This window comes from Aeromonas sp. DSM 116730, assembly GCF_046581335.1.
In the GTDB taxonomy this organism is placed as follows: Bacteria; Pseudomonadota; Gammaproteobacteria; order Enterobacterales; family Aeromonadaceae; genus Aeromonas; species Aeromonas rivipollensis.
The window spans coordinates 4,467,501-4,487,553 of record NZ_CP144265.1 but is presented as its reverse complement, the minus strand read 5'-3'; the positions used below and the strand labels follow the sequence as shown (position 1 = coordinate 4,487,553).

22 protein-coding genes (1 of these 22 running past the window's edge) are annotated in these 20,053 nt (G+C 60.4%); 17 read left to right on the top strand and 5 right to left on the bottom strand.

Annotation, left to right across the window (positions count from 1 at the left end; genetic code table 11):
- Positions 1 to 127: 127 nt before the first annotated feature.
- The 10 genes from Aeroheme_RS20690 to glmU all read left to right on the top strand — a co-directional run bounded on the left by Aeroheme_RS20690 (position 128) and on the right by glmU (position 8,486).
- On the top strand, positions 128 to 538 hold the full coding sequence (locus tag Aeroheme_RS20690) for an ATP synthase subunit I (protein WP_025328869.1): 411 nt from the start codon (positions 128 to 130) through the stop codon (positions 536 to 538).
- 8 nt (positions 539 to 546) lie between these two features.
- The gene (gene atpB, locus Aeroheme_RS20685) at positions 547 to 1,329 is read left to right on the top strand and encodes a F0F1 ATP synthase subunit A (RefSeq protein WP_025328868.1); all 783 of its coding nucleotides are present in this window, start codon (positions 547 to 549) and stop codon (positions 1,327 to 1,329) included.
- 58 nt (positions 1,330 to 1,387) lie between these two features.
- On the top strand, positions 1,388 to 1,627 hold the full coding sequence (gene atpE / locus Aeroheme_RS20680) for a F0F1 ATP synthase subunit C (protein WP_010672265.1): 240 nt from the start codon (positions 1,388 to 1,390) through the stop codon (positions 1,625 to 1,627).
- A gap of 51 nt (positions 1,628 to 1,678) precedes the next feature.
- Positions 1,679 to 2,149, top strand: a complete 471-nt coding sequence (gene atpF, locus Aeroheme_RS20675; RefSeq protein ID WP_025328867.1) for a F0F1 ATP synthase subunit B — start codon at positions 1,679 to 1,681, stop codon at positions 2,147 to 2,149.
- A 13-nt stretch (positions 2,150 to 2,162) separates the two neighbouring features.
- Positions 2,163 to 2,696: a F0F1 ATP synthase subunit delta gene (gene atpH / locus Aeroheme_RS20670; RefSeq protein ID WP_106885386.1), complete on the top strand. Its 534-nt coding sequence runs from the start codon at positions 2,163 to 2,165 to the stop codon at positions 2,694 to 2,696.
- A 15-nt stretch (positions 2,697 to 2,711) separates the two neighbouring features.
- The gene (gene atpA / locus Aeroheme_RS20665; RefSeq protein ID WP_005326253.1) at positions 2,712 to 4,253 is read left to right on the top strand and encodes a F0F1 ATP synthase subunit alpha; all 1,542 of its coding nucleotides are present in this window, start codon (positions 2,712 to 2,714) and stop codon (positions 4,251 to 4,253) included.
- 42 nt (positions 4,254 to 4,295) lie between these two features.
- Positions 4,296 to 5,162: a F0F1 ATP synthase subunit gamma gene (gene atpG, locus Aeroheme_RS20660; RefSeq protein WP_041206629.1), complete on the top strand. Its 867-nt coding sequence runs from the start codon at positions 4,296 to 4,298 to the stop codon at positions 5,160 to 5,162.
- A gap of 33 nt (positions 5,163 to 5,195) precedes the next feature.
- Positions 5,196 to 6,584, top strand: a complete 1,389-nt coding sequence (gene atpD, locus Aeroheme_RS20655; protein ID WP_042651591.1) for a F0F1 ATP synthase subunit beta — start codon at positions 5,196 to 5,198, stop codon at positions 6,582 to 6,584.
- 18 nt (positions 6,585 to 6,602) lie between these two features.
- A complete protein-coding gene (locus Aeroheme_RS20650; RefSeq protein ID WP_162520132.1) occupies positions 6,603 to 7,031 on the top strand; it encodes a F0F1 ATP synthase subunit epsilon in 429 nt (142 codons plus the stop codon).
- Between the two features lie 93 nt (positions 7,032 to 7,124).
- Positions 7,125 to 8,486 (top strand): bifunctional UDP-N-acetylglucosamine diphosphorylase/glucosamine-1-phosphate N-acetyltransferase GlmU, encoded by a 1,362-nt coding sequence (glmU, locus tag Aeroheme_RS20645; RefSeq protein ID WP_168236116.1) that lies wholly within the window; start codon positions 7,125 to 7,127, stop codon positions 8,484 to 8,486.
- 50 nt (positions 8,487 to 8,536) lie between these two features.
- On the opposite strand, the gene creD is transcribed toward glmU, so the two are convergent.
- The 4 genes from creD to blrA form a co-directional block, all read right to left on the bottom strand.
- Positions 8,537 to 9,898: a cell envelope integrity protein CreD gene (creD, locus tag Aeroheme_RS20640; RefSeq protein ID WP_411166480.1), complete on the bottom strand. Its 1,362-nt coding sequence runs from the start codon at positions 9,896 to 9,898 to the stop codon at positions 8,537 to 8,539.
- A gap of 117 nt (positions 9,899 to 10,015) precedes the next feature.
- Positions 10,016 to 10,810, bottom strand: coding sequence for a class D beta-lactamase (gene blaOXA, locus Aeroheme_RS20635; protein WP_411166479.1), 795 nt, complete (start codon positions 10,808 to 10,810; stop codon positions 10,016 to 10,018).
- 104 nt (positions 10,811 to 10,914) lie between these two features.
- Entirely contained in the window at positions 10,915 to 12,336 is a 1,422-nt protein-coding gene (blrB, locus tag Aeroheme_RS20630; RefSeq protein WP_411166478.1) for a beta-lactam sensor histidine kinase BlrB, read from the bottom strand.
- A 61-nt stretch (positions 12,337 to 12,397) separates the two neighbouring features.
- Positions 12,398 to 13,072, bottom strand: coding sequence for a beta-lactam response regulator transcription factor BlrA (gene blrA, locus Aeroheme_RS20625; protein ID WP_408847685.1), 675 nt, complete (start codon positions 13,070 to 13,072; stop codon positions 12,398 to 12,400).
- Between the two features lie 123 nt (positions 13,073 to 13,195).
- Here blrA and Aeroheme_RS20620 point away from each other — a divergent pair, with 123 nt between their 5' ends.
- Together Aeroheme_RS20620 and glmS are read left to right on the top strand one after the other, a co-directional pair.
- Positions 13,196 to 13,969, top strand: coding sequence for a DeoR/GlpR family DNA-binding transcription regulator (locus Aeroheme_RS20620; protein WP_139745121.1), 774 nt, complete (start codon positions 13,196 to 13,198; stop codon positions 13,967 to 13,969).
- 56 nt (positions 13,970 to 14,025) lie between these two features.
- Complete coding sequence (glmS, locus tag Aeroheme_RS20615; RefSeq protein ID WP_303807174.1) at positions 14,026 to 15,858, top strand: glutamine--fructose-6-phosphate transaminase (isomerizing); 1,833 nt, start codon at positions 14,026 to 14,028, stop codon at positions 15,856 to 15,858.
- Between the two features lie 60 nt (positions 15,859 to 15,918).
- Here the strand turns inward: glmS and Aeroheme_RS20610 are convergent, their stop codons facing one another.
- A complete protein-coding gene (locus Aeroheme_RS20610; RefSeq protein ID WP_106885393.1) occupies positions 15,919 to 16,695 on the bottom strand; it encodes a LuxR family transcriptional regulator in 777 nt (258 codons plus the stop codon).
- Between the two features lie 212 nt (positions 16,696 to 16,907).
- On the opposite strand from Aeroheme_RS20610, the gene Aeroheme_RS20605 reads away from it, so the two are divergent.
- The 5 genes in view from Aeroheme_RS20605 to Aeroheme_RS20585 are tightly spaced (each overlapping or abutting the next) and all read left to right on the top strand, a layout consistent with a single transcriptional unit that may run on beyond the window.
- A complete protein-coding gene (locus Aeroheme_RS20605) occupies positions 16,908 to 17,669 on the top strand; it encodes a DUF3450 domain-containing protein (RefSeq protein ID WP_411166477.1) in 762 nt (253 codons plus the stop codon).
- A complete protein-coding gene (locus Aeroheme_RS20600; RefSeq protein WP_411166476.1) occupies positions 17,666 to 18,961 on the top strand; it encodes a MotA/TolQ/ExbB proton channel family protein in 1,296 nt (431 codons plus the stop codon). Before Aeroheme_RS20605 ends, Aeroheme_RS20600 begins: the two co-directional genes overlap by 4 nt.
- Entirely contained in the window at positions 18,958 to 19,488 is a 531-nt protein-coding gene (locus tag Aeroheme_RS20595) for a MotA/TolQ/ExbB proton channel family protein (protein ID WP_025328851.1), read from the top strand. The genes Aeroheme_RS20600 and Aeroheme_RS20595 overlap by 4 nt, the downstream gene beginning before the upstream one ends.
- On the top strand, positions 19,485 to 19,886 hold the full coding sequence (locus Aeroheme_RS20590; protein ID WP_025328850.1) for an ExbD/TolR family protein: 402 nt from the start codon (positions 19,485 to 19,487) through the stop codon (positions 19,884 to 19,886). The genes Aeroheme_RS20595 and Aeroheme_RS20590 overlap by 4 nt, the downstream gene beginning before the upstream one ends.
- Positions 19,883 to 20,053, top strand: partial view of a TonB family protein gene (locus tag Aeroheme_RS20585; RefSeq protein ID WP_411166475.1) — the beginning only. The gene runs 492 nt beyond the window's last position; only the first 171 of its 663 coding nucleotides appear in the window; the start codon lies at positions 19,883 to 19,885; the stop codon falls past the right edge of the window. The genes Aeroheme_RS20590 and Aeroheme_RS20585 overlap by 4 nt, the downstream gene beginning before the upstream one ends.

Here is a 20,053-nt window from a genome sequence, read left to right as displayed (position 1 = left end):
GCGCGGAAAGCCGCAAAAATTAAGGATTTTTGCCATGTTGCAATAGCCGTCTTCACGGGTATAATTTGACCGGCTTTTCGAGCTGTGAACCTGGGGTCTTCGGATCCCGATTTTTTACAGTTCTGTAATGTTCAGGGGTAGGTTGGTGAAACAGAAAGTAGCCTTGGAAGGTTTGACGCTAGCCTTGGCTATGCTCGTTTGTCAGCTCATCCTGATCCTGGCGATCAGTTCCGTCTGGTTTTATCAGACCGGGGCGTTTGCCGGACGTTCTTCCCTCTTCGGGGGGGGAATGTACTGGGTTCCTCAAGCCCTGTTCACTCTCTGGGTTCTGCGCCGCAAGGTGACGAAAGAGAGCGTGGGCCTGGTTTTGCGGGACTTTTATGGTGGGGCAGGGATTAAGCTCATTACTACAACAGGACTTTTCGCCCTGATGTTTGGCTCCGGGATCGAGGTCGACACCGTCTCGTTCTTCGCCACTTATATCCTCGCCCTCGTTGTACAGTGGATAGTTTCATTCACGCTTAACAACCACTATTAGGAAAACTCATGTCTGCAACCGGAGAAGTCCTGACTCCTCAGGGATATATCTCCCACCACCTGACCCACCTGCAAGTCGGGTCCGGGTTCTGGACGGTGAATATCGACTCAATGATATTTTCCGTCTTGCTAGGCGCCCTGTTTATCTGGTCGTTCCGCCGCGTAGCCGTCAAGGCCACCAGCGGTGTGCCCGGTAAGCTGCAGTGCTTTGTGGAGATGCTGGTCGAGTTTGTGAATGGTAACGTCAAAGACATCTTCCATGGTCGGAACCCGGTCATCGCACCGCTGGGACTGACAGTGTTTGTCTGGATCTTCCTGATGAACTTCATGGATCTGATCCCCGTTGACTTTATCCCTCACGCTGCACAGTTGATGGGTGTTCCCTATCTGCGTGTGGTTCCCTCTGCTGACGTTAACATCACCATGTCCATGGCTTTGGGCGTGTTCTTCTTGATCCTGTACTACAGCATCAAGGTCAAGGGTATCAGTGGATTCGTGAAGGAGCTGACGCTTCAGCCTTTCAACCATCCCGCTGCCATCCCGGTTAACTTCATCCTTGAAACCGTCACGTTGATTTCCAAGCCTGTTTCATTGGGTCTGCGACTGTTCGGCAACATGTATGCTGGCGAACTGATCTTTATCCTGATTGCGGGTTTGTTACCCTGGTGGTCACAGTGGATCCTGTCCGTGCCTTGGGCAATTTTCCACATCCTGATCATCACTTTGCAGGCGTTTATCTTCATGGTTCTGACCATCGTCTATCTGTCGATGGCGCAAGAAGACCATGGTTGATGCAACTCAAATAATCCTTTTTATACAATCAATTACATCTAAATAAATGGAGATCCTCATGGAAAACTTGAACATGGACCTGCTGTACATCGCTGCTGCAATGATGATGGGTCTGGCGGCTATCGGCGCCTCCATCGGTATCGGTATCCTGGGTGGCAAGTTCCTGGAAGGTGCTGCTCGTCAACCGGACCTGATCCCTGTTCTGCGTACCCAGTTCTTCATCGTCATGGGTCTGGTGGATGCGATCCCGATGATCGCCGTTGGTCTGGGTCTGTATGTGATGTTTGCGGTTGCTTAAGTCGTCACGACTCACGCAGAACCCATTAACTAACTTAAGAGGACATCGGCTGTGAATATCAACGCCACCCTCCTCGGCCAAGCAATTGCTTTTTTCATCTTCGTAGTGTTTTGCATGAAGTACGTATGGCCGCCGCTGATCGCTGCCATAGAAGCCCGTCAGAAAGAAATTGCTGATGGTCTCTCTTCTGCCGAACGTGCCAAGAAAGATCTGGATTTGGCCAAGGCCAACGCCACCGATCAGCTGAAAGAAGCCAAGCTTCAGGCTGCTGAAATCATCGATCAGGCCAACAAACGCAAGGCCCAGATCATTGATGAAGCCGCTGTCGGAGCTCAAGCAGAGCGGGAAAAAATCCTGGCTCAGGGCCGTGCAGAGATCGAAGCTGAACGTCATCGTGCCAAAGAAGAACTGCGCAAGCAGGTTGCTGCTCTTGCCATCGCGGGTGCAGAGAAGATCCTGGCACGCCAAATCGACCAGGCTGCCAACAGCGACATCGTCGACAAACTGGTAGCAGAACTGTAACGGGAACGGGGCTATGTCTGAACTGACTACAATCGCTCGCCCCTACGCCAAGGCTGCTTTCGAGTTTGCCGTTGAGCACAAGGCGGTTGACCAATGGCTGGAGATGCTCGGTTTCGCCGCACAAGTGGCCGAGAACGAGACCATCCATGACCTGGTAAACGGCTCCGTGGCCGCCGAAGAACTGGCAAATCTGTTTGTCGGTGTCTGCGGTGAGCAGCTTAACGAGCATGGTCAGAACCTGATCCGGGTGATGGCTGAGAATGGCCGCTTGGGTGTGCTGCCGGCTGTCGTTGCTGAATATGTCGCGCTCAAGGCTGAACTGGACAAAGAAGTTCAGGCTGACGTGATTTCGGCGATCGAACTGACCGACCAGCAGAAGGCCGCTATTCAGGCTTCTCTGGAACAACGTCTCGCGCGCAAAGTGAAGCTGAATTGCAGCATCGATGCGTCCTTGATGGCCGGGGTGCTCATCAAGGCTGGTGATCTGGTTATCGACGGCACGGTCCGCGGTAAGCTGGATCGCATGGCCGACGCGCTGCAATCTTGATTGGGGTATTAGAGCATGCAACTGAATTCCACTGAAATCGCCGAGCTGATCAAGCAGCGCATTGCGCAGTTTGATGTCAAAAGCGAAGCGCGTAACGAAGGTACCATCGTCTCTGTGAGCGACGGTATCATTCGTATCCACGGTCTGGCCGATGCCATGCAGGGTGAAATGATCGAGCTGCCGGGTAACCGCTTCGCTCTGGCATTGAACCTGGAGCGTGACTCCGTTGGTGCCGTTGTCATGGGTCCCTATGCCAACCTGGCGGAAGGGATGAAAGTAAAAGGTACCGGCCGTATTCTGGAAGTGCCGGTCGGTCGTGGTCTGTTGGGCCGGGTGGTCAACACCCTGGGTCAGCCGATCGACGGTAAGGGTCCGGTAGACAACGACGGCTACTCGCCGATCGAAGTCATTGCCCCGGGCGTTATCGAGCGTAAGTCTGTTGACCAGCCAGTCCAGACCGGTCTGAAAGCCATCGATGCCATGATCCCTATCGGTCGTGGCCAGCGTGAGCTGATCATCGGTGACCGTCAGGTTGGTAAGACCGCCATCGCGATCGACACCATCATCAACCAGAAAGACTCCGGCATTAAGTGTGTCTACGTTGCGATTGGCCAGAAGGCCTCCACCATCGCCAACGTGGTGCGCAAGCTGGAAGAGCACGGCGCCCTGGCCAACACCATAGTGGTCGTAGCCTCTGCCTCCGAAGCGGCTGCCCTGCAGTACCTGGCTCCCTATGCCGGTTGCTCCATGGGTGAGTACTTCCGTGACCGCGGTGAAGACGCGCTGATCATCTATGATGACCTGTCCAAGCAGGCCGTAGCCTATCGCCAGATCTCCCTGCTGCTGCGCCGTCCGCCAGGACGTGAAGCTTACCCGGGCGACGTCTTCTATCTGCACTCCCGTCTGCTGGAGCGTGCTTCCCGCGTCAACGTCGAGTACGTCGAGAAGTTCACCAAGGGTGCCGTGACTGGCCAGACCGGTTCTCTGACCGCGCTGCCGATCATCGAAACCCAGGCTGGCGACGTGTCTGCGTTCGTTCCGACCAACGTGATCTCCATCACCGATGGCCAGATCTTCCTGACCACTCAGCTGTTCAACTCCGGTATTCGTCCGGCGGTTGACCCGGGTATCTCCGTATCCCGTGTGGGCGGTGCCGCTCAGACCAAGATCGTCAAGAAGCTGTCCGGTGGTATCCGTACCGCGCTGGCCCAGTATCGTGAGCTGGCGGCCTTCGCCCAGTTCTCTTCCGATCTGGACGATGCGACTCGCAAGCAGCTGGACCATGGTCAGAAAGTGACCGAGCTGATGAAGCAGAAGCAGTACTCTCCGATGAGCGTGGCTCACCAGTCTCTGGTGCTGTTCGCCGCCGAGAAGGGCTACCTCGCCGATGTCGAACTGAGCAAGATCGTCGACTTCGAAGCCGCTCTGCTCTCTTACGCCAATACCCAGCATGCTGAGCTGATGGCTGAAATCAATGCCAAGGCCGACTACAACGACGCGATCGTTGGCAAGCTGACTGCGTTGCTGGATAGCTTCAAGGCAACCCAGACCTGGTAAGCGTGTGTGGCAGCGCAAGCTGCCACCTGATGGAGAGAAGAGATGGCCGGCGCAAAAGAGATACGTAACAAGATCGGGAGTGTGAAAAACACTCAGAAGATCACCAGCGCTATGGAAATGGTGGCAGCCAGCAAGATGCGCCGTGCGCAGGAACGCATGTCTGCCAGCCGTCCGTACGCTGAAACCATGCGCAAGGTGATCGGCCATATCGCTCAGGGGAACTTGGAATACAAGCACCCCTACCTCATCGAACGTGAGGTCAAGCGAGTGGGTTACATCGTCGTCTCCACCGACCGTGGCCTGTGTGGCGGCCTGAACATCAACCTGTTCAAAGCCGCCCTCAACGATATGAAGCAATGGAGCGCGAAAGGTGCCAAGGTTGACCTGGCACTGATCGGTAGCAAAGCCTCCAACTTCTTTGAGCGGCACGGCGCCAAGGTGAAAGCCCATGTCTCCGGACTGGGTGACAACCCGAGCGTCAATGACCTGATTGGTTCAGTCAAGGTCATGCTGAAGGCTTACGACAACGGTGAGATTGACAGGCTGTATCTGGTGTACAACAAGTTCGTCAACACCATGGTTCAGCAACCAAAAGTCGATCAACTGCTGCCTTTGCCCGTAACAGAAGACAGCAAGCTCGCCAAGAAACACCACTGGGATTACCTCTATGAGCCGGATCCCAAGCAGCTGCTGGATACCCTGTTGATTCGCTACGTCGAATCCCAGGTGTACCAGGGCGTGGTAGAAAACTTGGCAAGTGAACAGGCAGCCCGAATGGTTGCCATGCAAGCCGCGACTGACAACGCCGGCAACCTGATTAACGATCTGCAACTGGTGTACAACAAGGCCCGTCAGGCCAGTATTACCCAGGAACTGACAGAGATCGTATCCGGTGCTGCTGCGGTGTAAGGCAAGGGTTATCAAAGGTTTAGAGGATTTGACATGAGTAACGGTTTCATCGTCCAAATCATCGGCGCTGTAGTGGACATCGAGTTCCCGCAGAATGCCGTGCCCCAGGTGTACGATGCACTGAAAGTCATCAGCGAAGGCCAAGGCCAGGGTCTGGTACTGGAAGTTCAGCAACAGATCGGCGGCGGCGTCGTTCGTTGCATCACCATGGGTTCCTCCGACGGTCTGCGTCGTGGGTTGGAAGTAGTTAACAGCGGCAAGGCCATCCAGGTACCGGTTGGTACCTCGACCCTGGGTCGTATCATGAACGTACTGGGCGAGCCCATCGACGAGAAGGGTCCGATCGGCGAAGAAGAGCGTTGGTCCATCCACCGCGAAGCCCCCAGCTACGAAGATCAGTCCAACAGCGCCGAGCTGCTGGAGACCGGCATCAAGGTTATCGACCTGGTTTGTCCGTTCGCCAAGGGTGGTAAGGTCGGTCTGTTCGGTGGTGCCGGTGTAGGCAAGACCGTCAACATGATGGAGCTGATCCGTAACATCGCCATCGAACACAGTGGTTACTCTGTATTCGCCGGTGTGGGTGAGCGTACCCGTGAGGGTAACGACTTCTACCACGAGATGATGGAGTCCAACGTACTGGACAAAGTATCTCTGGTTTACGGTCAGATGAACGAGCCGCCCGGAAACCGTCTGCGCGTCGCGCTGACCGGTCTGACCATGGCCGAGAAGTTCCGTGACGAGGGTCGTGACGTGCTGTTCTTCGTGGACAACATCTACCGTTACACCCTGGCCGGTACCGAGGTATCCGCACTGCTGGGCCGTATGCCTTCTGCAGTAGGTTACCAGCCGACCCTGGCCGAGGAGATGGGTGTTCTGCAAGAACGTATCACCTCCACCAAGACTGGTTCCATCACGTCAGTCCAGGCCGTTTACGTGCCTGCGGATGACTTGACCGACCCGTCTCCGGCGACCACCTTCGCCCACCTGGATGCGACCATAGTTCTGTCCCGTCAGATCGCGGCACTGGGTATCTACCCGGCCGTTGACCCGCTGGACTCCACCTCCCGTCAGCTGGATCCGCTGGTGGTAGGCAAGGAGCACTACGAGACCGCTCGTGGTGTGCAGATCGTACTGCAGCGCTACAAAGAGCTGAAGGACATCATCGCCATCCTGGGTATGGATGAACTGTCAGAAGAAGACAAACTGACCGTATCCCGTGCCCGTAAGATCGAGCGTTTCCTGTCCCAGCCGTTCTTCGTGGCCGAAGTATTTACCGGTTCTTCCGGCAAATACGTGCCGCTGAAAGAGACCATCCGTGGTTTCCAGGGCATCCTGAAAGGCGAGTACGACGATCTGCCCGAGCAGGCGTTTTACATGGTTGGCAGCATCGACGAAGTCGTCGAGAAAGCCAAGAAACTGTAAGCCTCGATAGGAGGGCCCATGGCTGAGATGATCTCCTTTCACCTGGATGTGGTGAGCGCCGAAGGGAAACTGTTTTCCGGTCGCGTGCAATCGGCCCAGGTAACAGGCTCCGAGGGTGAGCTGGGTCTCCGCCACGGTCATGCTCCGTTGCTGACTGCCATCAAGCCGGGCCTGGTCCGCTTGATCAAGCAAAATGGTAGCGAAGAGGTGTTGTACATCTCCGGCGGTATGCTGGAAGTGCAACCCGAGTCCGTGACCGTGCTGGCCGATACCGCCATTCGTGCCAAAGACTTGGATGAGGCGAAAGCCCAGGAAGCCAAGCGTCGTGCCGAAGAGCGGATCCACAGCTCCCATGGTGATATCGACTATGCGCAGGCATCTGCCGAGCTGTCCAAAGCGATGGCCCAACTGCGGGTTATCGATATCGTCAAAAAGAATTACCGCTAATCACGGTGATGCAAAAAGCGACCTTCGGGTCGCTTTTTTTTTGCCCGTTGGATAGACTCCGCCGGGTATTTTCTCATGTTTCAAAGGCTGGCTATGTCTCTCAACGTCGTGATCCTGGCTGCGGGTAAAGGTACTCGCATGCGTTCCGTTCTGCCCAAGGTGCTGCACCCTGTCGCCAACAAACCCATGGTGTCCCATGTGATCGACACCGCCCGCCAGATAGGTGCCGAACAGTTGCACCTGGTCTATGGCCACGGCGCCGAGCTGCTCAAGGAGCGGATTGCCGCCCCGGATCTCAACTGGGTGTTGCAGGCGCAGCAGTTGGGCACCGGCCATGCCGTCGCCCAGGCGATCCCGTTCTGGCAGGATGAGGATGAGGTGCTGGTATTGTACGGCGACACCCCGCTGATCCAGCCCGAGACCCTGCAACGGCTGCTGGCCGCCAAGGCCGACGACGGCATGGCGCTGCTGACAGTGGTGCTGGACAACCCCACCGGCTATGGCCGTATCGTCCGTGAAAACGGCCAGGTAGTCGGCATCGTCGAGCAGAAGGATGCCAACGCCGAACAGCTCGCCATCCGCGAGGTGAATACCGGTGTGCTGGTGGCCAATGGCGCCCAGCTGCGTGGCTGGCTGTCCCGTCTGGACAACAAGAACGCCCAGGGGGAGTTCTATCTCACCGACGTGATCGCCATGGCCCATGGGGATGGCTGTCCCATTGCCGCCGTCCATCCGGACAGCGCCATGGAGGTGGAAGGGGCCAACAACCGGGTCCAGCTGGCGGCCCTCGAGCGCAGCTATCAGCAGATGCAGGCCGAGAAGCTGATGATCGCCGGCGTCACCCTGATCGATCCGGCCCGCTTCGATCTGCGCGGCACGCTGGAGATAGGTGAAGAGGTGGTGATCGACGTCAACGTCATCATCGAGGGCAAGGTCAAACTCGGCAACCATGTGCGCATAGGTGCAGGCGCCGTGCTGAAGGATTGCGAGATTGGGGATCACAGCGAGGTGAAACCCTACTCCGTCATCGAGGGCGCCCTGGTGGCCGATCAGTGCTCGGTCGGCCCCTTCGCCCGTCTGCGCCCCGGTGCCGTGCTGGAGCAGGATGCCCATGTCGGCAACTTCGTCGAGATGAAGAAATCCCGGCTCGGGGTCGGCTCCAAGTGTGGTCACCTGACCTACCTGGGGGATGCGGACATTGGCGCCAAGGTGAACATAGGTGCCGGCACCATTACTTGTAATTATGATGGGGTGAACAAGTTCCAGACCATCATAGAGGATGACGTCTTCGTCGGCTCCGATACCCAGCTGGTGGCGCCGGTGCGCATCGGCAAGGGCGCGACCCTGGGTGCGGGTTCCACCATCACCAAGGATGTGGCCGAGCACGAGCTGGTGATCACCCGGGTGCCCCAGCGTCACATCAAGAACTGGGCCCGCCCGGTCAAGAAGAAGTGATGCCCGATCAATGAAATGAAACCGGCGCTCTCAGGGCGCCGGTTTTGTTTTCAGCTCTCCTGGCTCGGGGAAGAGGAAGGTGGCGGGTTGCCCATCACCCCATACCAGTCCAGCTTGCGGGTCAGCACCATGACAAGCGTCAGTATGGCGAACAGCAGCAGGGCACCGAGCAGCAGGGCTATCTCCTCGGCCTGCAGCAGCCCGAACAGTATGGCGTAGACCAGCCCGAGCAGGGCCGCGAAGCCGAGGCCCTGACGCGGACCACCCAGCACATGGCTGAGGTAGAAGCCGTTGAGCGACACGCTGGCGAGGCTGGCGACCAGATAGGCCCAGCCAAAGCCGAGGTGCTCGGTCAGCGCCAGCAGCACCAGATAGAAGATGGCCAGCCCCATGCCCACCAGGGCGTACTGGATCGGGTGCACCCGCAGCCCCTTGAGCAGCTCGAACATGAAGAAACTGAGGAAGGTGAGGCCGATGAACAGCAGGGCGTATTTGGCGGCCCGCTCGTTCTGCTGATAGTGATCCACCGGCTGCACCAGGCTGACGCTGAAGGTGGGCAAATCACTCCCCGCCCCCTTCATCATGCGGGTGAAGCGCCGCTCCATGTCGGTGGCAAACCAGCTGGTCTGCCAGCTGGCGTCGAACCCCTGATCGTTCAGGGTGCGGTTGCCGGGCAGAAAATCGCCGATGAAGTTGGGATGGGGCCAGTTGCCACTCAGGTTGAATCGGCTGTCCTGGCCGATCGGCACCACCTCAAGCGCGTTCATGCCTTGCAGGTTCAGCTCGATGTGAAAGCGGCCATCTTCCCCGGGCAGGCTGTCGAGCGGGGCATGGATACCGGCCAGACCGTCACCCAGCAGGGCGCCGGGGGCGAACGGAATGCGCCGCTCTCCCAGCTTCAGCTCGGGCACACTGCTGATGCCGCGGGCATCGGACAGCACCAGGCTGAGGTAGGGTTTGCCCGGGACCAGGGCGGGATCCGCAGCGTCGAAGCTCAGATCCGGGTTGCCGGCCACCAGCGCCTTGTCGGCCAGACTGGCCGGCAATCGGCCGGAGAGGGAGAGCCGGCTGTGATAGACCTGGGCCTGATAGATGCCGAGCTTGCGCGGGGTGACCTCCATGCTGGCCCGCACATCCAGCCTGTCCGGCAGCAGGTAGCGATAGACCCGCTCCTCGCGCACGAAGCGCTTGCCATCCTGCTCGACGGTGATGGCCCGGTTATAGGGTTGCACCAGCACAGGCCCCAGCAAGCGCTGCGGACCGCTGTGGCTTGCCATGATGCTGTGGATGGCCTGGCTGCGGTAGGCCTGGCGCTCCCGGTTCAGCTCCATGATGGAGTGAACGGGGATCATCAGCAGCAGGCTGAGCAACAGCAGCAGCACTATCTTGTGGGTAAATATCTGTTTGACCATGACGCCTCTCCTTGTTGATGGGGTCGAGTGTGCCGGGGTCGGGTGAAGCGGGGATGGGGCCCTGTGAAGTGGGAGTGAAGGGGGATAAAAAAACCGGCGCCAGGCGCCGGTTGGGGATCAGAGTTTCTTCAGCTCTGCTGGCAAGGCGGTAAACACCTCTTCCTTTGCCCTGAGGGACGCGAACTGCTTGCCGGGTTTTTGCACCACTGTGTGCACGAAGATGAGCTTCTTGTCCTGCTTGCTGGCCCAGCCGACGAACCAGCCGATCTGCTGATCCCGGTTGAGGCTGCCATCCAGCAGCTTGGGGTAGCCCATGCCGGTCTTGCCGTGGATCTGCCAGCCATCGATGTCAGGCTGACGCAGCAGTGTGCTGGTGCGGCGCACCGCTTCGGCGGAGACCGGCAGCTTGCCGCTCACCAGCTTGCCGAGGAAGCGGGCCTGCTCCTGGGGGCTGATGGCGAGGCTGGAACTGAGCCAGGCCTGGGTCAGACCGTCGTGCTTGCCAGGGTTGCCCGAGAGCTCCCGGTTGCCGTAGTCGAAGCGGTCGACGTACTGCTGGAAGCGCGCCTCTCCCAGCCACTCGGTGAGGCGTTGGGAGTACCAGATCACCGAGAATTTCATCCAGTTGCTCGGGGTGGTGGTCTGCTTCCACTCCGGCAGGAAGTCAGGATCACCGGCTTTGAATGGCAGGGCGGGCAGCTGTTCATCCACCAGGAAGCCGCTCTCATAGCCCATCAGCGCGAGGGGGATCTTGAAGGTGGAGGCGGGCGTCAGCTGGCTGGCGCAGTCACCCTGGGCGCTGAGGGGTTTGCCGCTGCCATCGGCGAACAGCAGGCAGCCCGTGGTGGCGCTGGCGGGCAAGGCACAGAAGAGGCCGGCGGCAAGCAGGCCGGACAACAGAATGCGGGACATGAACATCTCCTTGATTCATCAGAACGCGTATCGACGGGTCCGGGCGGGACCCTATCCGAGGAGGCGAAGCTTAGCCCGGCTCTGTGTGTTCAGTGTGAAGTCCCCTAGCCGGCAGGCAGCCAGAGTTCGGCCAGCACCCCGCCTTCCGGCTGGTTGCCCAGGGTCAGCCGGCCGCCGTGCTGGCGGGCCACCTCCATGGCAAAGCTGAGCCCGAGGCCGCTGCTCTTGCCCTTGTCGGGTCTGGGCAGGGAGTAGAAGCGCTCGAAGATCCTGGGCAGCGCATAGTCCGGGATGCCGGGTCCCTGATCCCGCACCCGGAAGCAGTAGCCCCCCTGCTCCAGGGCGCCGCTTAGCCGGATCTGACCCCCGGCGGGTGAGAAATCGAGGGCGTTGTCCAGCAGGTTGCCCAGCGCCTGCTCCACCAGCAGGGGATCCCATTTCTGCCTGGGGGCGTCGGCGAGCTCTGCCGCCAGGGCCACCTGACGACGGGCAGCGACTATCTGGCGGGCATCCAGAGCCCGCCTGCCCAGTGTGGTGGGGGCTATGGCCTGTCTGTCCAGCCCCTGCCCCGATTCGAGTCGCGCGAGCTGCAGCATGCGCTCGATCAGTTGCTGCATGCGGGCCGTCTCCAGATTGATGTTGCCGATAAAGCGCTTCGCGACGTCCTGCGGCGGCGCCTCGGCGAGGATCTCCCCTGCCCCGCGGATGGCGGCCAGCGGGCTTTTGAGCTCATGGGTCAGGCTGTGCACATAGGCTTCGATATAGGATTTGCCGTCCAGCTGGCGGCGCATGGTCTCGAGGGAGTGACCGAGACGGTCCAGCTCCGGGCTGTGGAGCCTCGGCAGGCTGGCGGGCTGGCCCTGACTGACCGCATCGGCATAGTGCACCAGCTTGCCGATGGCGCGGGTGAGCCACCACACCAGCAGGGCGCCGATCAGCAGCGAGAGGCAGAGCAGCAGGGCCGCCCCCTGCAACAGCTGGTGCTCGCTGCGCTCTATCATGGGCAGCAGGGTACGGTTGGGCTTGGCGACAGTGAGGGAACCCAGGATCTCGTCCCCTTCGCGCAGGGGGGCGGCCACGTGCATCACCGAACTGGCGGGATCGTCAGGATCGCTGCGGGTGCTGCGGGCGCCATACTCCCCGCGCAAGGTGCGGTAGACGTCGTTCCAGCGCGAGTAGTCTTTGCCCAGATCCACCCCGTCCGAGTCATAGACCACCTTGCCCTTGGCGTCGACCACATAGATGCGGTACTCGGCCTGCTGCTTGAGGTGGCCGTCGATCAGGGCGTTGATGGGGCTCTGGTTGAGGCGGGCAAAGGCGCTGGCCAGCCGGCCATCCGCCATCTTCCCCTCCTGCAGATCGTCCAGGGCCAGGGGGGCCAGCAGCTGGGCCATGTCCACCAGGGTATCCTCGGTGGCACTGCGCACCCCGGGTTTGATCTCCTCGACGAAGATCTCCAGCACGAACCAGGCGGCCAGGGCGAAGATCAGCACCAGACCGCACAGCAGTTGCAACCCTATCCTCATGGTCGTCCCCCTCGGTGGTTCCGCTGCCCTGGCCTGCCTGGCCGTTGTGATCCCCTGTGGTTCATGCCAGCTCCAGGCTGTAGCCCAGCCCGCGGTGGGTCAGGATAAGATTGGCCTCGGCGTCCCGCTCCCGCAGCTTGGCGCGCAGGGTCTTGATGTGGGTATCCACGGTGCGATCCAGGCTCTCTTCGGCCCCGCTCCACACCAGATCCATCAGCTGCTGGCGGGAGTAGACCCGGCCCGGCGCCTGCATTAGGGTCTTGAGCAGCAGGTATTCGTAGCGGGTGAGGGTCAGGGGTTGACCGTGGAAGCAGATGCGGGCCCGCTCCTCGTCCAGCGCCAGCAATTGGCTCGGTTGGGGGATTATGGGCTGGCTGCGGCGCAGTATCACCCTCACCCTGGCGCACACCTCCCGCGGCGAGAAGGGCTTGGCCACGTAGTCGTCGGCCCCTATCTCCAGCCCTATCAACCTGTCTATCTCCTCGCTGCGGGCGGTGAGGAACATCAGCGGCGTATCGCAGCGGGCCCGCACCTGCTTGCACAGCTCGAAGCCGCTGATGTCTGGCAGCCCCACATCCAGGATCAGGAAATCCGGTCGCGTCTGTTCCAGTCGCGCCAGCAACGGCTGGCCGAGGGGGAACCACTCCACCTCGAAACCATCGGTCTGCAGGGCATAGATCAGGGTGTCGGCGATGCTGGCCTCATCTTCCACCAGCCAGATGACTCGTTTTTGCATGGCGTCCTCGTCATAAATCGGCCTGACCATTCTGGCATCGAACCAAATCGGATCCTATTTGCCGTTTGATTTTTCCCAAAAAGGTATTAATATTTCGAAATTCTTTCGAATCGAAACTTTAAGATGACCAAACGCAACACACAACAGCGCCGTCACACCATAGTGACTCTGGTGCAGGAACAGGGCGAAGTCAGCGTCGATGCCCTGGCCAAGCACTTCTCCACCTCGGAAGTGACCATCCGCAAGGATCTGGCCGTGCTGGAGACAGGCGGCCTGCTGCTGCGTCGTTACGGTGGTGCCGTGCCCCTGCCGAGCGAGATGGTGGTGGACAGCAACCCGGATCAAGTTTCGAAACGAAAGCTGGCCATAGCCCGTGCCGCCGCCGAGCGCATCCGCGATCACAACCGCGTCATCATCGACAGCGGCAGCACCACCAGCGCCATGATCCCCATGCTGGGCAGCAAGCGCGGCCTCATCGTGATGACCAACTCCCTCAACGTGGCCGGTGCTCTGCGCGAGCTGGAGAACGAGCCCACCCTGCTGATGACCGGCGGCACCTGGGATCCCCACTCCGAATCCTTCCAGGGTCAGGTGGCGGAGCAGGTGCTGCGCTCCTATGACTTCGACCAGCTGTTCATCGGCGCCGACGGCATAGACCCGGAGCGAGGCACCACCACCTTCAACGAGCTGGTGGGCCTCTCCCGTGTGATGGCCGAGGTGTCCCGCGAGGTCATCGTCATGGTCGAGTCGGAGAAGATAGGCCGCAAGATCCCCAATCTCGAGCTGCCCTGGTCCAGCATCCATACCCTGGTGACCGACGAGGGGCTGGACGGCGAGGCCAGAGCACAGATTCAGGCCAGGGGGATAGCACTGATCTGCGCCCCCGTGGCGGTTTGACCCAAACATCCAACTATCCAAACGAATTTCCGTTTTTACCTCTTGAGGAGAAGTCTATGTGTGGCATCGTCGGGGCAGTGGCCCAACGTGATGTGGCTGAAATCCTGGTAGAAGGCCTGCGCCGTCTGGAATACCGCGGCTATGACTCCGCCGGTGTGGCCGTGTTCAGCGCCAACCAGCCGCTGCAGCGGGTGCGTCGCCTCGGCAAGGTGGCCGAGCTGGCCAAGGCGCTGGAAGAGCAGTCCGTCCACGGCGGCACCGGCATAGCCCACACCCGCTGGGCGACCCATGGCGAGCCGTCCGAGCGCAATGCCCACCCCCACGTCTCCGAGCATATAGTGGTGGTGCACAACGGCATCATAGAGAACCACGAAGAGCTGCGCAGCCAGTTGCAGGGCATGGGTTACGAGTTCACCTCTGACACCGACACCGAGGTGATCGCCCACCTGGTGCACCACGAGCTGAAATCCGCTCCCAGCCTGCTGGCGGCCATGCAGGTCACGGTGAAGCAGCTGCGCGGCGCCTACGGCACTGTGGTGATGGACAGCCGTGACGACAGCCGCGTGGTGGTGGCCCGCTCCGGCTCGCCCCTGGTGATAGGTCGCGGTATCGGTGAGAACTTCATCGCCTCCGATCAGATGGCCCTGCTGCCGGTGACCCGCCGCTTCATCTTCCTGGAAGAGGGGGATGTGGCCGAGGTGACCCGTCGCGACGTGCACATCTTCGATACCCAGGGCAATGCCGTGGTGCGCGAGGAGCTGGAATCCGAGCTTTCCCACGACGCCGGTGACAAGGGCGAGTACCGCCACTACATGCTCAAGGAGATCTACGAGCAGCCCAAGGCCATCACCAACACCCTGGAAGGGCGTCTGGGCAGCGATCACGTAGTGGTCGAGTCCTTCGGCAACGGCGCCCGCGCCATCTTCGACCAGGTCGAGCACGTCCAGATCGTGGCCTGCGGCACCTCCTACAACTCCGGCATGGTGGCCCGCTACTGGTTCGAAGAGATAGCCGGCGTCTCCTGCGACGTGGAGATCGCCTCAGAGTTCCGCTATCGCAAGTCCGTGGTGCGCCCCAACAGCCTGCTGGTGACCCTGTCCCAGAGCGGCGAGACCGCCGACACCCTGGCCGCCCTGCGCCTGGCCAAGGAGTCCGGTTACATGAGCTCGCTCGCCATCTGCAACGTGCCGGGTTCCTCCCTGGTGCGGGAATCGGATCTGGCCTTTATGACCCGGGCCGGTGCCGAAATTGGGGTGGCCTCCACCAAGGCCTTCACCACCCAGCTGGCCGGCCTGCTGATGCTGGTGGCCTCCGTCGGTCACTGCCGTGGCAACCTGAGTGCCGCCGCCGAGGCCGAACTGGTCAAGGCGCTGCAAGCCCTGCCGCTGCGTATCAAGGAGAGCCTGGCGCTGGCCAAGCAGATCGAGACCCTGGCCGAGGAGTTCGCCGACAAGCACCACAGCCTATTCCTCGGTCGTGGCAGCCAGTACCCCATCGCCATGGAGGGGGCGCTCAAGCTGAAAGAGATCTCCTACATCCACGCCGAGGCCTATGCCGCCGGTGAGCTCAAGCACGGCCCGCTGGCGCTGATCGATGCCGAGATGCCCATCATAGTGGTGGCGCCGAACAACGATCTGCTGGAGAAGCTCAAGTCCAACGTGGAAGAGGTGCGTGCCCGTGGCGGCATCCTCTACGTGTTCGCCGATGCGGACGCCGGCTTCAAGAGCGACGAGACCATGCGGGTGATGAGCCTGAACCACGTGGAAGAGATGATAGCCCCCATCGTCTACACGGTACCGTTGCAGCTGCTCTCCTACCACGTCGCCCTGATCAAGGGCACGGATGTAGATCAGCCGCGCAACCTGGCGAAATCCGTGACCGTGGAATAAGCCGTTGTCAGACATAAAAAAGAGCCGCTGTAGCGGCTCTTTTTGTTGCTGCGGACCGGCTCAGGAGAGCCGCAGGTTGGTGATGGTCACGTCGTTCAGCGAAGGCACTATGATGCCGCTGGAGATGCTCTTGGCGATCGCCTGGTTGCGGTTCTTCGAATCGGTCTTGTTGGTGACCTGATTGAGGTGGAAGTTCACGGTGCGCTCGCTGATGCCGAGTATGGTGGCTATCTCCCAGGAGGTCTTGCCCTCGCTGGCCCAGAACAGGCACTCCTTCTCCCGATCCGACAGCTCGGCCAGATGCTTCATCAGGTCCGGCCTGCTCTTTATCAGCTGCAGCGCCGCGTTGAAGATGTAGCTGGCGCAGAACGACAGCATGGGAACGTTTTCAAACATCAGGTCGGAGTTGGATTTTTCCTTGCTGATGAAGGAGAGGATGCCGTGTTCCCCCTGGGGGGTGTGCAGCGGGAAGGAGACGCCGTTTCTCACGCCAAAGTCGGCGGCGAGGTTCATCACTTCCCGGCTGGCGCTGGGCAGCCAGGGGGAGTCGCAGTCTAGCTTGTTCCAGAAGATGGGCTGGGTCTGCTTCAGGCCAAGGAAGACAACAGGATCCTGGGTCAGGTAGTGCCGCTCCGTGTAGGCATCAAACCAGCTGGTCGGGCAGTTGTTGAACAAGGCCACGTGTGATTTCTGCATGCTGATGGGGAAAATGATCAGCAACCTGAAGTAATCAAATCCCATCTGATGGCTGAAGCGCTCCAGTTGCTGCTGGATATCGCTGGTTTTCTTGGCCTTGGTGAACCGATCTATGTGTTCCCAGATCGCATCGTTAAACATGTAAGTCTCCTTCTTCGACCACTTATCATCCTGATCGAAAAGACATTTTTTAGTTATTTAAAATGGTGTTGTGACTACCAACGCCAGTTGTTCCCGTGCTTGTCTAAAAAGTATCCTGTTTTTTCGGCCACAGGCCAAGAAAATCATCTGATTGCCACTGGCACGACTCTTTGAGACAATGAGAATAGTTATCATTGTTAAGATTGTGTACCATGAAAAAGATCTGGGGTCTGGCCTTGTTGCCATTGGCCGTTCATTTCGTCGCCTCGGCAGACGATTTGGTCGCGCCCGCACTGAAAAACAGCATCGCGGATGGGAAAGCCTCCCAGCAGCGCGTAGAAAAGGCGGCCGATGCCGCCGTTGCCGCCCGGCTGGAGCTGCAAAATGCCCAGCTGCAACTGCGGGATCTGGAAGCCTACAACCGCTACATGCAGTCTCTGGTGGCCGATCAGCAGAATGAGCTGGGCAAGCTCACTCAACAGCTGGAAGCGGTACAAGAGACCCGGCAGGGCCTGATCCCGCTGATGTTGCAGATGCAGGCGGATTTGGATCAGCTGGTGCAGAATGACATTCCCCTGCGCAAGGAGGACCGTCTGGCGCGGGTCGAGCAGTTGAAGGCGACCCTGGCCCGGGCGGACGTGAGCGAGGCGGAGAAGTTCCGCCAGCTGCTGCAGGCCTACCAGATCGAAGCCGAATACGGCAGCCGGATGGATGCCTATCCCGCCCAGCTGGCACTGGATGGTGCCGAACGTCGGGTCGATGTGCTGGCGCTCGGCCGCGTCTCCCTGCTGGCCATGACCGCCGATCGCTCCCAGGCCTGGCGCTGGTCCGCCGAGAGCAAGAGCTGGTTGCCGCTGGATAGCGAGTGGCTCACCCCCCTTGCCGATGCGCTGGACATGGCGGCCGACAAGAAAGTCCCGCAACTGTTGCATGTGCCCCTGTCTGTCGCCCGTAGCCAGGAGGCTCAGTCATGAAATGGTTCCCCCTTCTGATCACCCTCTCCCTCTGCTCCCAGCTGGCCCTTGCCAATGAAGAGTGGCAGCAGCAGGAACAGGCCCGCGAGCAACAGGCACAGCAGGATCTGGCGTCTGTCTCCAGCGAATTGACCAGTGCCCGTGCCAGGCTGGCCGAGGCCCAACGCCTGAGCAAGGAGCTGGCCAGCCAGTTTGCCAGCAATGAAAAGCAGCTGGTCGAGCTCAACACCCGGTGGGAGCAAGCTTCCGGCGACATGAACGAGATCTTCGCGGTGACCCGTCAGGGCGCCAGCGACGCGGTCAAGCTGCTGGGGGACTCCTCGGTGCAGGGTCAGTATCCGGATCGTCTGACTGCCTTGAAGGCGATGGCCCAGGACAAGCAGGTGCCGGATCGCGCCGCCCTCGCCCTGCTGCCTGCCACCCTGTTGCAGGAGATCCGCGAGTCGGGCCGGGTTGTCCAGTTCAACGGCAAGGTGCTGGATGCCCAGGGGGCGGCCAGTGAGCAGTCGCTGACCCGGGTAGGCAGCTTCGCGCTGTTTGGCAGCGAAGGCTTCCTGCAACCGAGCGGCGAAGGGCTGAGCCCGGTACTGGGGCTGCCCGGTGGCTTGCTGTCCGAGCTGAGCGCCTATCAGGGCAAGGAAGGCGAGGCGTTGCCGCTGGATCCCTCCCACGGCGTCCTGCTCGAGATGCTGGCCCAGGCACCGACCTTCTGGCAGCAAGTCCAGCAAGGGGGCCAGGTGGGCGCCATCATAGTGCTGCTGGCCGCCATCGGCCTCGGCATTGCCGCCGTACGGCTCTGGACCCTCTCTCGTGAACTGACCCTGGTGCGTCGCCAGCTCAAGAGTGGCGAATACCACGCCGACAACGCCCTCGGTCGGGTGCTGACGGTAGCGGAACAGCATCCCGAGCTGAGCATGGAGACGCTCGAACTGAGGCTAGACGAGGCCATACTGCAGGAGACGCCCCGGATGGAGCGTGGCATCGGCATGGTCAAGGTGATCGCCGCCATCGCCCCCATGCTGGGGCTGCTCGGTACTGTCACCGGCATGATAGGCACCTTCCAGGCCATTACCCAGTTCGGTACCGGCGATCCCAAGATCATGGCGGGCGGCATTTCCATGGCGCTGATCACCACAGTCCAGGGGCTGGTGGCCGCCATTCCGCTGATCCTGGCCCACAGCCTGCTGCAATCCCGTTTCACCGAGCTCTCCAACGTGCTGGAGCAGCAGGTCGCCGGCATTTTGGCCGAGCGGGCCGAGAATAACGGGGACGGGATGGAGCGGGTGGCATGATGGTCGACATCTGGCAACAGTTGCAGAGCTTCATGGGCCGTGGCGGTCCCGTGCTCTGGGTCATCCTGGCCTTGCTGGTGCTGATGTGGATTTTGATGATCGAGCGGCTGCTCTACCTCAACCTGGGCTTCGGCCCGCTGCAGCGGCAGTTGTTCGGCCGCTGGCAGGGACGCAGCGAGCGCCACAGCTGGCACGCCAAGGCGATCCGCAGCCGCTGGCTGGCCGAGGCCGAACTCGAGCTCAACCGCCATCTCATCTTCATCCGCACCCTGGTGGTGCTCTGCCCCATGCTGGGCCTGCTCGGCACTGTGACCGGCATGATAGGCGTATTCGATGCGTTGGCCGCCGCCAACCGTTTTAACCCGGAGAGCATGGCGGGCGGGATCTCCCGTGCCACCATCCCCACCATGGCAGGCATGGTGGTGGCGCTCTCCGGCGTGTTGTTACTCAGTCGTCTCGAGAGCCAGGCCAAGCGTGCGCTGGCCAAGACCCGGGACGGCCTGCGAGAAGAGAAGGTAATGCAATGAGACGGCAATCCAAACGCCAGCGTGATGAAGTGCAGATCGACATGACTCCCATGCTGGATATCGTGTTCATCATGCTGATCTTCTTCATCGTGACCACCTCCTTCGTACGGGAAGCCGGGCTCGAGGTGCACAGGCCCCAGGCGAGCCAGGCCAAGGCGCAGAAGTCCTCCAGCATCATGCTGGCGATCGGCGCCCAGGGGCAGATCTTCCTCGATCGCAAACAGGTGGATGTGGAGCGGGTGCAGGCCAGCCTGGCCCGTCTGCTGTCGGAGCAGCCCGATGCCAGCCTGGTGATCCAGGCCGATGAGCGGGTGCCCCACGGCAAGGTAGTGCGGGTGATGGATGAGGCCAAGGCGGCAGGCATCGCCAATATCGCCGTGGCGGTGGCGCCGAAATGAAGTTCAAGCTGATGAGCCTGGGGCTGGGGGTTACCCTCAGCCTGGCGATCCTGCTGTTCATGGCCACCCTGGTGGAACCCCCTCGGGGAGAGAAGGCCTCGTCCGAGCAGAAAGCCATCGTCATCAACATGCAGACCGAGGTGAACGAGGTACAGGTGCGCGAGCGT

What these genes read in the sequence shown, in the direction of transcription:
- Aeroheme_RS20690 (WP_025328869.1), top strand. Translation starts at nt 128, where the DNA reads ATGTTCAGGGGTAGGTTGGTGAAACAGAAAGTAGCCTTGGAAGGTTTG.
- atpB (WP_025328868.1), top strand. Translation starts at nt 547, where the DNA reads ATGTCTGCAACCGGAGAAGTCCTGACTCCTCAGGGATATATCTCCCAC.
- atpE (WP_010672265.1), top strand. Translation starts at nt 1,388, where the DNA reads ATGGAAAACTTGAACATGGACCTGCTGTACATCGCTGCTGCAATGATG.
- atpH (WP_106885386.1), top strand. Translation starts at nt 2,163, where the DNA reads ATGTCTGAACTGACTACAATCGCTCGCCCCTACGCCAAGGCTGCTTTC.
- atpA (WP_005326253.1), top strand. Translation starts at nt 2,712, where the DNA reads ATGCAACTGAATTCCACTGAAATCGCCGAGCTGATCAAGCAGCGCATT.
- atpG (WP_041206629.1), top strand. Translation starts at nt 4,296, where the DNA reads ATGGCCGGCGCAAAAGAGATACGTAACAAGATCGGGAGTGTGAAAAAC.
- atpD (WP_042651591.1), top strand. Translation starts at nt 5,196, where the DNA reads ATGAGTAACGGTTTCATCGTCCAAATCATCGGCGCTGTAGTGGACATC.
- Aeroheme_RS20650 (WP_162520132.1), top strand. Translation starts at nt 6,603, where the DNA reads ATGGCTGAGATGATCTCCTTTCACCTGGATGTGGTGAGCGCCGAAGGG.
- glmU (WP_168236116.1), top strand. Translation starts at nt 7,125, where the DNA reads ATGTCTCTCAACGTCGTGATCCTGGCTGCGGGTAAAGGTACTCGCATG.
- creD (WP_411166480.1), bottom strand. Translation starts at nt 9,898, where the DNA reads ATGGTCAAACAGATATTTACCCACAAGATAGTGCTGCTGCTGTTGCTC.
- blaOXA (WP_411166479.1), bottom strand. Translation starts at nt 10,810, where the DNA reads ATGTCCCGCATTCTGTTGTCCGGCCTGCTTGCCGCCGGCCTCTTCTGT.
- blrB (WP_411166478.1), bottom strand. Translation starts at nt 12,336, where the DNA reads ATGAGGATAGGGTTGCAACTGCTGTGCGGTCTGGTGCTGATCTTCGCC.
- blrA (WP_408847685.1), bottom strand. Translation starts at nt 13,072, where the DNA reads ATGCAAAAACGAGTCATCTGGCTGGTGGAAGATGAGGCCAGCATCGCC.
- Aeroheme_RS20620 (WP_139745121.1), top strand. Translation starts at nt 13,196, where the DNA reads ATGACCAAACGCAACACACAACAGCGCCGTCACACCATAGTGACTCTG.
- glmS (WP_303807174.1), top strand. Translation starts at nt 14,026, where the DNA reads ATGTGTGGCATCGTCGGGGCAGTGGCCCAACGTGATGTGGCTGAAATC.
- Aeroheme_RS20610 (WP_106885393.1), bottom strand. Translation starts at nt 16,695, where the DNA reads ATGTTTAACGATGCGATCTGGGAACACATAGATCGGTTCACCAAGGCC.
- Aeroheme_RS20605 (WP_411166477.1), top strand. Translation starts at nt 16,908, where the DNA reads ATGAAAAAGATCTGGGGTCTGGCCTTGTTGCCATTGGCCGTTCATTTC.
- Aeroheme_RS20600 (WP_411166476.1), top strand. Translation starts at nt 17,666, where the DNA reads ATGAAATGGTTCCCCCTTCTGATCACCCTCTCCCTCTGCTCCCAGCTG.
- Aeroheme_RS20595 (WP_025328851.1), top strand. Translation starts at nt 18,958, where the DNA reads ATGATGGTCGACATCTGGCAACAGTTGCAGAGCTTCATGGGCCGTGGC.
- Aeroheme_RS20590 (WP_025328850.1), top strand. Translation starts at nt 19,485, where the DNA reads ATGAGACGGCAATCCAAACGCCAGCGTGATGAAGTGCAGATCGACATG.